This window comes from Kitasatospora sp. NPDC042419 (genome assembly GCF_056437345.1).
Genome location: NZ_JBWKAW010000076.1, coordinates 1 through 8,992 on the forward strand (window position 1 = coordinate 1; position 8,992 = coordinate 8,992).

General features: G+C 71.6%; 9 protein-coding genes. 2 read left to right on the forward strand and 7 right to left on the reverse strand.

Going from position 1 to position 8,992, the window contains the following annotated elements; genetic code table 11:
- The 4 genes from AC067J_RS43645 to AC067J_RS43660 form a co-directional block, all read right to left on the reverse strand.
- Positions 1-457: universal stress protein (locus tag AC067J_RS43645; RefSeq protein ID WP_478308447.1), on the reverse strand; the 457-nt coding region annotated here is incomplete at its 3' end.
- Positions 458-863: 406 nt separating this feature from the next.
- Positions 864-1,106, reverse strand: a complete 243-nt coding sequence (locus tag AC067J_RS43650) for a hypothetical protein (protein WP_478308448.1) — start codon at positions 1,104-1,106, stop codon at positions 864-866.
- 22 nt (positions 1,107-1,128) lie between these two features.
- On the reverse strand, positions 1,129-1,641 hold the full coding sequence (locus tag AC067J_RS43655) for a hypothetical protein (protein ID WP_478308449.1): 513 nt from the start codon (positions 1,639-1,641) through the stop codon (positions 1,129-1,131).
- A gap of 439 nt (positions 1,642-2,080) precedes the next feature.
- A complete protein-coding gene (locus tag AC067J_RS43660) occupies positions 2,081-2,929 on the reverse strand; it encodes an SDR family NAD(P)-dependent oxidoreductase (protein ID WP_478308450.1) in 849 nt (282 codons plus the stop codon).
- Between the two features lie 103 nt (positions 2,930-3,032).
- On the opposite strand from AC067J_RS43660, the gene AC067J_RS43665 reads away from it, so the two are divergent.
- Positions 3,033-3,644, forward strand: a complete 612-nt coding sequence (locus tag AC067J_RS43665) for a CGNR zinc finger domain-containing protein (RefSeq protein ID WP_478308451.1) — start codon at positions 3,033-3,035, stop codon at positions 3,642-3,644.
- A gap of 270 nt (positions 3,645-3,914) precedes the next feature.
- Here the strand turns inward: AC067J_RS43665 and AC067J_RS43670 are convergent, their stop codons facing one another.
- Complete coding sequence (locus AC067J_RS43670) at positions 3,915-4,577, reverse strand: response regulator (RefSeq protein WP_478308452.1); 663 nt, start codon at positions 4,575-4,577, stop codon at positions 3,915-3,917.
- Positions 4,552-5,724 (reverse strand): sensor histidine kinase, encoded by a 1,173-nt coding sequence (locus AC067J_RS43675; protein ID WP_478308453.1) that lies wholly within the window; start codon positions 5,722-5,724, stop codon positions 4,552-4,554. Before AC067J_RS43675 ends, AC067J_RS43670 begins: the two co-directional genes overlap by 26 nt.
- A 175-nt stretch (positions 5,725-5,899) precedes the next feature.
- On the opposite strand from AC067J_RS43675, the gene AC067J_RS43680 reads away from it, so the two are divergent.
- The gene (locus AC067J_RS43680) at positions 5,900-8,179 is read left to right on the forward strand and encodes an MMPL family transporter (RefSeq protein ID WP_478308455.1); all 2,280 of its coding nucleotides are present in this window, start codon (positions 5,900-5,902) and stop codon (positions 8,177-8,179) included.
- A gap of 524 nt (positions 8,180-8,703) precedes the next feature.
- On the opposite strand, the gene AC067J_RS43685 is transcribed toward AC067J_RS43680, so the two are convergent.
- Positions 8,704-8,992, reverse strand: a 289-nt coding sequence (locus AC067J_RS43685) for a hypothetical protein (RefSeq protein ID WP_478308456.1), incomplete at its 5' end; no start/stop codon positions are given.

Consider the following 8,992-nt stretch of genomic DNA (forward strand, 5'->3'; position numbering starts at 1 on the left):
CGTCGCCGTCGTCGGCGGCGTCCGGTGACGCGGCCGCCTGCTCGTCCTCCTCCGCCCGTACCAGTACGACCGGGCAGCTCGCCCGGCGCAGCACCTCCTGGCTCACCGAACCGACCAGGAAGCCGCGGACGGTGCTCAGCCCGCGCGAGCCGAGGACCAGCATGGTGGCGTTCCGGCCGGCCGCTTCGAGAGCCTCGGCCGGGTCCTCGCGGACGTGCGTCGAGGTGATCTCGGCGCCGGCGGCGAGGACGGCTCGGAGCTCCGTCTCCTTGGCGGCCAGCTGCTCCCGGCTCCAGCTGATCGCGTCGTCGGTGCCGAGGACGTCGGTGTTCGGCCACGGCCAGGCCTGGAGGAGTTCGAGCGGTAGTCCGCGGAGCAGCGCCTCGCGGGCGCCCCATCCGGTCGCGGCCACGCTCTCGGGCGAGCCGTCGAAGCCCACCACGATCGGTCCGTTCACAAGGCCCTCCAGGGTCGGGGCATGGCTCATCGGGGGACGACGGCGGTCGGTCGGGCACGGGCCCCGTCCTCGTGCGGGTCGGCGACCGCTCCCGGCCGCGTCCGCCACCGTCCTGAGCCGATGCGGGGGCGCCATCCCTCCTTCCATGGTGGGGCCGACGACGCGAAGCGGCACGGGCAGACGGTGGGGCGGGCCCGGGGCGCGCGGAACCGGCTGTCCCGCGCATCAGAGGACGACACCGCACCCCGGCTGGAACACCCCCACGCCTGTTCCACGGCGCTGTGGCCCGCAGGGTCCGGCGGACCCGGGAGCGTCCGACCTCGACACCTGCGCTCCAGGCCTGCCCCGTGGTTCGCGGCTGTCGGCGCCGACGGGCGGCGAAGGCTCGACCCGCCTGTCAGGAGGTCTACTCCTCCAACGGGGGCAGTGGCTGCGGGTTGAGGGCCACTTTCTCGGCCGCGGCCTCGTAGAGGCGGGCAGCGGCGAGGTACAGGGAGCGGCCTTCGTCAGTGCTGCTCATGTCGGCCGACATCTCGGCCAGCACCACCGCTGTGAGGATGTCGCGCAGCCACGGCGGGCGGGGCGGATGGCCTGGCGCGGGTGTCCCGCACCAGTCGTCCATGTTCTGCACCAGCATGCTCAGGCTCATGGCTCCTCCTGGTGTCCGGCTGTCATTTCTCAGGTGTCGGGGTGCCGTCCGGGATGCCGACTCCGCCGACCAGGGACTCTCCGTCGAAGCCACCGCCGACAGGACTGAACTGATCGACCATGAATGTGTGATCGTGTGGAGCCGCTGCGAACTCCGGGTTCATGTAGCCGGCAGCGCCTTGCCGTAGGAAGAAGATCTGTGGACGGAACTGGACCAGCCCCGAACCCACTGGGAGTGTTTGTCCGGCCCGTCCCAGGGCGAGACCGAGCCAGATCCGGGTTGCGGGGGCACCGGGCAGTTGCTGCCGCGTATCGCCGCTGTGGGTGAATTGCTTGACCAGCGTGCCGAACCGGTAGACGCAGAACTGCGCGAAGAACTGCGAGGTCTCGAACGACGGCCAGAAGCTTCGGTCCAGATCGAGGCCGAAGCGCAGCTCGACCTCTTCGTCCAAGCCGAACGACGAATGCTGAGCGCCGTGGACGACATCGATCCACGAGATGCGGCAGAGTGGGCTGTTGAAGGTGAGATCCGTCATGACCATCCGGTGACCTCTTCGACTGGGCACACTGGCGACAGGGCCGGAAGAGGGAATCACGGGCCGGCGTTCCGGCGCACCCACGGTGCCTGGCGCACCGACGGTGCCTGACGGGCTTCAGTGCCCGTTGAAGTGCCTGTCGAACTTGCCGTCTACAGAGACCTGGCCTGAGCGTCTACCCACGACCGTATATCCGGAGTCCACGGTCTGCATCCTGGACGGCGTCTCATTCGGCGAGTCCGCGGTAGGCAGATGATGGCTGCGGCGACGCCGGCGTAGGTCAACCGACACAATTCGTTGGCCTGCGGCGACGCAGAACACCCGAGGGGTCGGTTCCCGCCCGAAAGCAAGACCGCTTCCCGGCTTGCCGGGCATACGCGGATTACGCCGCCGGGGGCACCTCGGTTATCAGCGCCGCGACCCCCGGCGGGACTTGCGACTACCTGTCGACGGCGTCGGTCACGAGCTTCCAGTTGTCCAGGTCTGCGACGCGTGCCTCCAGGGCGGCGCGCATGCCCGTGGCGCCGGAGGTGCCGAGGGCCAGGCGCAGCGGAGGGTTGGGGCTGTCGACCGCGGTCCGGATGCCTGCGGCGATCCGCGCCGCGGAGGAGAACGCGGACGCCGGCAGCTCTCCGATGCCTTTCTGAACCTCGCGGACGGTCCGGTCGTAGTCGGCCAGGCCGGCCGCGACATCGAGGTTGGCCAGGAAGGGGGTCGCGGTCAGCCCGGGCTGGATGATCGTGACCTTGATGCCGAGCGGTGCGACCTCGGCCGCCAGCGCGTCCGTCAGCCCCTCGACCGCGTGCTTGGTCGCGGCCAGCAGCCCCACACCGGGGTGGGCGGACTGCCCGTAGACGGACGAGCCCTGGAGGATGTGCCCGGATCGCTGGGCGCGAAGCACCGGCAACGTCGCGCGGAGCACGTTGAGCACGCCGAAGACGTTGGTGTCGAACACTGCGCGGATCTGCGCGTCGGAGGCCTCCTCGACAGCTCCGAACAGTCCGTAGCCGGCGTTGTTGGCCACCACGTCGATACGGCCGAACCGTGCGAGCGTGCGCTCCACCGCTTCCCGGACGGCCTGCTCGTCACGCACGTCCGCCTGGATGAGGAGCAGGCGCTCGCCGTGCACTTCGGTCAGTTCGTTCAGGGAGGCGGTGTCGCGGGCGAGCGCCGAGACGACGTCGCCGCTGTCGAGCGCCTGGAGCGTCAGTTCGCGGCCGATGCCGGACGTCGCGCCGGTGATCAGCCATGTGCGGGGGTTGATCTGGGGGTCTGATGCCTTGTTCATGTTGCGACCGTAATGAGTTAGCTCATCACGAGTCAAGGCGGATGGCGTTTCAGGTTGCCTGTTAGCCGGATTAGAGCCTCTCCAGTTGAGGTAGGGTGAGGGCATGAGCAGTGCGACATCCGGATCTCCCAAACTCAGCCCGCGCACCGTCACGCCGGCGGTGGATACCGTGCTCGCGTTCGTGAACACGCGCGCGGACGGGGCCGGTCGGCGGGAGTTGTTCGGGGACGGGGACTCGTTCGCGGCGTGGCTGGCGGAGTACGACGAGTTCGGCGGCGAAACCGTGGCGACCGATGCCGATGCCGCGGCCGCGCGCGAGCTGCGCGATGCCCTGGTGACCGTGCTGCTCGCGCACTCCGGCGACGAGGAGAGCCTGGGCGAGTCGCTGCAGCGTGCCGAGCGGCACCTGCGGCGCGCGGGTTCGCTCTACCCGCTGGCGACGGTGGTGACGGCCGGCGGTGTCGAGTTGGCGTCGCCACAGGCGGGCGTGGAGCGGGTGTTCGGAACCGTACTGGCTGCGGTGACGACCTTCGCCCAGAGCAGCGACTGGGGACGCATCAAGGCGTGCCGGAACCCCCCGTGCCATTTCGGCTTCTTCGACCGCACCCGCAACGGGGGAGGGCTGTACTGCAGTCCCGGCTGCGGCTCCCAGGTGTCCATGCGCAACTACCGCCGGCGGCAGCGCCAAGAGAGCCAGGCGCCGCCCCGGATGTGAGGACGCGGCGCCATCGCGGAGCCTTCCGCGGCGGCCGGGCCGGGGTCGCCCTGAGGCGCACCTGATGGTTGTTTTGGTCGATGAGTGCCCGGAGGGGGTGGTCGATGTGTGGCGTTCGGTCGAGGGTGAAGTGATTGCTTCGGCGTTCGACCGGCCGGCCCGTGAGGGCGTCGCCGTCGTCGGCTTGGGGTTACTCGCTGTGGAGCGCGCCGAACGCTTCGCCGGACTCGGCCGCGACGGGTGCTCATGGGACACGGCCCGGTACCCGGTTCAGGTTCCGGGGAGGATACGGCGCGTTTCGTAGGCCCACATCGCGATCTCGACCCGGTTGCGGGCGCCGAGTTTGGCCATCAGGCTGGCCAGGTGCGTCTTCACCGTGCTGAGGCTGATGTGCAGTGCGTCGGCGATCTCGGTGTTGGTCAGCCCGCGAGCGACGGCGAGGAGCACCTGCTCCTCGCGGGCGGTGACGGGTGAGACCGGTTGGGTCGCGGGCCGGCCGGCGGGCAGGTCCGCGAATGTCTGGAGCAGACGGACGGTGACGCTGGGCGCGATGAGCGCCTCCCCGTCGGACGCCGACCGTACGGCCTGGGCCAGGAGGTCTGGTCCGGTGTCCTTGAGGAGGAATCCGCGGGCGCCGGCGCGCAGTGAGCCGTAGACGTACTCGTCGAGGTCGAACGTGGTGATGACGACCACGGCCAGCGGGTCGGCGACGCCCGGGCCGGCGACCAGCCGGGTGGCTTCGAGCCCGTCGAGTACGGGCATGCGGATGTCGAACAGGCAGACGTCGGGGCGTAGTTCGCGGGCCAGGCGGACCGCTTCCCGTCCGTCGGCGGCCTCACCGACCACCTCGATGCCGGGCTGGGCGTTCAGCATGATCCGCAGCCCGGTGCGGATGATCGTCTGGTCGTCAGCGACGAGGACGCGTACGGACACCGCTCTTGCTCCTCGCTCTCGGCAGCTCGGCTTCGACGTGCCAGCCCCGGTCGGTGCCCGGGCCGGCTCGTAGTGTGCCGCCGATCAGGGTCGCGCGCTCGCGCAACCCGGTGAGTCCGTATCCGTCGCGGCCCCGGCCGGTGCGCCGGCCGTCGTCCCGCACGCTCACCCGTACCGTGTGCCGTTGCGCGGCGACCCGGACGACGACCTCGGTCGCGTCGACCGCGTGGCGCAGCGCGTTGGTCACCGACTCCTGCACGATCCGGTAGACGGCGGCGTCCACGGCCGGGGGCAGCGTGTCCAGCTCGCCGTCGAGCCCCAGGTCGACCCTGACGCGACCGCCGGGGGTGCGCACCAGGCGCTCCAGATCCGCGACGCCGGCAGGGGGCGCCAGCTCGGCGCCGACCCCGCGGTCGCGCAGCGCGGCGACCATGGCGCGCATCTCCTCCAGGGTGCGCGCCCCTTCCTCCTCGATGCCCTCCAGCGCCTCGACCGCGGCGGACGGGTCGGTGTCCGCGAGTACCCGGCCTGCCTGGGCGGTGATCACCATGGCCGACACGTGGTGGGCCACCGTGTCGTGCAGTTCCCGGGCGAGCTGCTCGCGCTCGCGGGAGCGCACCTGCGCCAGCTGCTGCTCAAGAGCGGTGACCCGGAACCGCACGGCGGCCCCGACCACGCCCGGCAGCAGCAGGAAGACGAAGCCCAGGACGTTTTCGACGACCGGGGTCTCGTCTGTGACGGAACACAGCACGCTGGCCGCGAGGATCACCGCGCTGCCCAGCACGATCTCCCGTCCCGATCCCCACCGGGGCAGCGCGTACACCAGCACGAGCACGACCGTGCCGGTGTACAGGCCGACGGGCTCGCGCGGTGCGGCGACGAGCGAGGCCACCTGAAGCAGGATCACCGAGCCGAACGCCAGGGTGGCCATCGCCAGCGGGCGGGTCCGGCGCCACAGGGGCAGCAGGCACAGCCCTACGGCGAACACCACCGCCACCGGCCGCCACACGACGTTCTCGCGCAGGGTGGCCTCCAGCGCCACACCGGCAAGGCCCGCGGCGAGCAGCGCCCAGTCCCGCCGCAATCGGGCGGGCGCGTCGGGCGGGCGGGGTTCGGTCCACAGGGTTCGCAGGTCGTCTCGGAGCACGGTTCTCAGCCTAGGGACCGCGGCGTGCCGCGCATCGGCCGAAAGTACGGGTCGTCACTCCGCCCCGGGGCCGACGGATCCGCGGCCCGCGGGCCGATGCCGCGGAGCGCCGTGGCGACGAGTCTCGGCATCGGCGGCCGTACATGGACGGCCGACGAGGTGGTTGGAGGACCCGATGCTCTCGAAAGTCCTGTCGCGCCTGGGCGCAAGCGCTGCCCGCCATCCCTGGCGGGTGATCGCGGCATGGCTGGTCGTCGCCACGCTCGCCGTCCTCGCCGCCGTCGCCTTCGGCGGGCGGAACGCGGATTCGATGACCGTTCCGGGACTGGACTCCCAGCGGGCCGCGGAACTGATCGCGCGGGCCGGCACCGGCCAGGAGGGGATGACCGCCCAGGTGGTCGTCACCCCCCTCGACGGCGGTGCGACGTTCTTCGACCACGACAGCGCGCGCACCGCTCTCACGCGGCTGCAGGCCGAGGTGGAGCGGCTGCCGCACGTGTTCGGCACGAGCGACCCGGCGGGGGCACTCGACGCGGGCGGGGACACCGCCGTGCGCGGCGGCCTCGTCTCGGCCGACGGGCGGATCGCGGTCGTCCGGGTGCAGTACCCCGACCAGAGCCGGCTGTCGGCCGAAGACCTCGACGCCCTCGTCGGTCTCGGCGACCGGCTGCGCGCCGAACTGCCGCTGCGCATCGAGATGGGCGGGAGCCTCTTCTACGCCTTCTCCGACCCCGACGGCGGCGTGAGCGAGTTGATCGGCCTCCTCGCCGCGGCCACGATCCTGTTCCTGGCGTTCGGTTCGCTCGTCGCCGCCGCGCTGCCGATCGGCATGGCGGTCTTCGGCCTGACCGTCGGGGTCGCCACGATGACGGTACTGGCGGGGGTGACGGACGTCCCCACCTTCGCACCGGTCCTGGGCAGCATGGTCGGGCTCGGAGTGGGCATCGACTACGCGCTGTTCGTGCTCGCCCGGCACCGGGAGTACCTCGCGCGCGGGCTCGATCCCCGCGAGGCGGCGGGGCGGGCGGTGGCCACGGCGGGCAGGCCCGTGGTCTTCGCCGGCGGTACCGTCGTCGTGTCGATCCTCGGCCTGGCGGTCGCGAACGTACCGTTCATGACGGTGGGCGGGCTCGCCGTGTCGATCGTCGTTCTGACCATGGTGGTCGCGTCGGTGACGCTGCTGCCGGCCTTCCTCGGCGCCGCCGGCCCGCGCCTGGCCCGGGCCGGCCGGATCGGCCGGGCACTGCAGAGCAGGAAGCCGGGCCGGCTCGCACCGCGGCGCCACCCGGCGGCGGGCGCCGCCCACGCCGCCGGGTGGCGTCGCTGGATCGGGCACGTCAGCCGGCACCCGGTGCCGTACGCGGTCGGCGCGGCGGGGCTGCTGCTGACCGCGACGCTGCCCGTGCTCGGCCTGCGCGTCGGCCTGCCCGACGACGGCTCACTGCCCCACAGCCGTACCGAGCGCCGGGCCTACGACCTCGTCGCCGAGGGGTTCGGCCCGGGCACCAACGGTCCCCTCGTCATCGCCGCGGACCCCACCGGTGATCCGGGAGTGCTGGAGCGACTCGTCGCAGCGGTCGCGGCGGATCCGGGCATCGCATCCGTCGCGCCGACGCACATCGATCGGGCCACCGGCATCGCGACCCTCGTGGTGTTCCCGACCACCAGCCCGCAGGACAAGGCCACCGCCGACACCATCGCCCGGCTGCGCACCGACGTCCTGCCCGCGGCGATCGGGAACGGCCCCGCCAGGGCCCACGTCGGCGGCGCCGCCGCGAGCCTGTCCGATGTGGGCCGACGCACCAGCCAACGCCTGCCGGTGCTCGTCGCCACCGTGCTGGCGATGTCGTTCCTGCTGCTGATGCTGGTCTTCCGCTCGGTACTCGTACCGCTCAAGGCGGTACTGCTGAACCTGCTGAGCATCGGCGCGTCCTACGGCATCATGGTCGCGGTCTTCCAATGGGGCTGGGGAGGCGCACTCATCGGGCTGGAAGCGACGGTTCCGATCGTGTCGTTCATCCCGATGTTCCTCTTCGCCATCCTGTTCGGCCTGTCGATGGACTACGAGGTGTTCCTCCTCTCCCGCGTACGCGAGGAGTACCTGCGCACCGGCGACAACGGCACGGCGATCGTCGAGGGCGTCTCGCGCACCGCCCGGATCATCACCTCGGCCGCCCTCATCATGGTGGCGGTCTTCCTGTCGTTCGCCGTCGCCGAGGACCCCTCCACCAAGATGTTCGGGCTCGGCCTGGCCACCGCGATCTTCATCGACGCCACGGTCGTACGCATGGTGCTGGTGCCGGCGACCATGACACTCCTCGGCCGGACCAACTGGTGGCTGCCGGAGTGGCTGGACCGGATGCTTCCCCGCGGCCCGGTCGGCACCGACGACACCGACGACACCGACGCTGAATCCACGGGTGAGGCCCCGCGTCCACGGCTGGTCGACCGTTGACTCGACTCCTGCCCGCCCTTGGCGTCCCGGCACCTCGGCGCGTCACCCAGGGGCACATCGAGTCGTGATCATCGGGTGGTCCTGGTGAGGCCCTTGATCCGGATCATCCAGGCGCGCAGGCGGAGACCGGCGAGGTTCCTGGAATCCTTCGAGGGCGCTCCGTCTGCCGGCCCCGTGGGGCCGGCAGCAGGCGGTCCGCGCGACCACCCCCGCGGGCGCGGGGAGCAGCGAACGGCAGTGCGCGTACTTCCGCGCAGCGTGGTCTTGCAGAGCCTGGAAGAAGTACGTCCCCGGTGACCGCGCTCATGGACCTCACACGCTCGCAGACCTGTGCGTCTCGATCGCTCGATCACAGGCCCGCACCAGTACCGGGCCCCGGATAGGTCAATGCCGTGCGGCGGGGCGTCGCCGAGGCGGGCGGGCAGGGTCTGGCCCTACGCGCTGTCGGGGTTGGGCAGGGTGGGCAGTGGGGCGGTGGGGCCTCACACGAGGTCATGGGTGCGGCGGGTTGTGAAAGGGGTGGGCTACGCCCGGTCCGGATTCCTGAGCAGTGTCTCTCCCTGCCCGGGCCCGAACGGCGTGCGGGTCGCCGGCTGGCGCTCGCCGGGACTCTCCGTCCGGCACCGGCGCTCGACATACTGGTGCTCACCCGGGTTGGCGGTGGCCACCGAGGTGCAGACCTCCTGAGGGCGCTGCTCCTCTTCCCTGGTCGCGGCGAACACCACCACGACGGCAACGACCGCGAGCAGCAGGACGCATCCGCCGCTGCGGGCCTTCACGGGCGCCGGCGCGGGCGGCGAGACACGGGGCGCC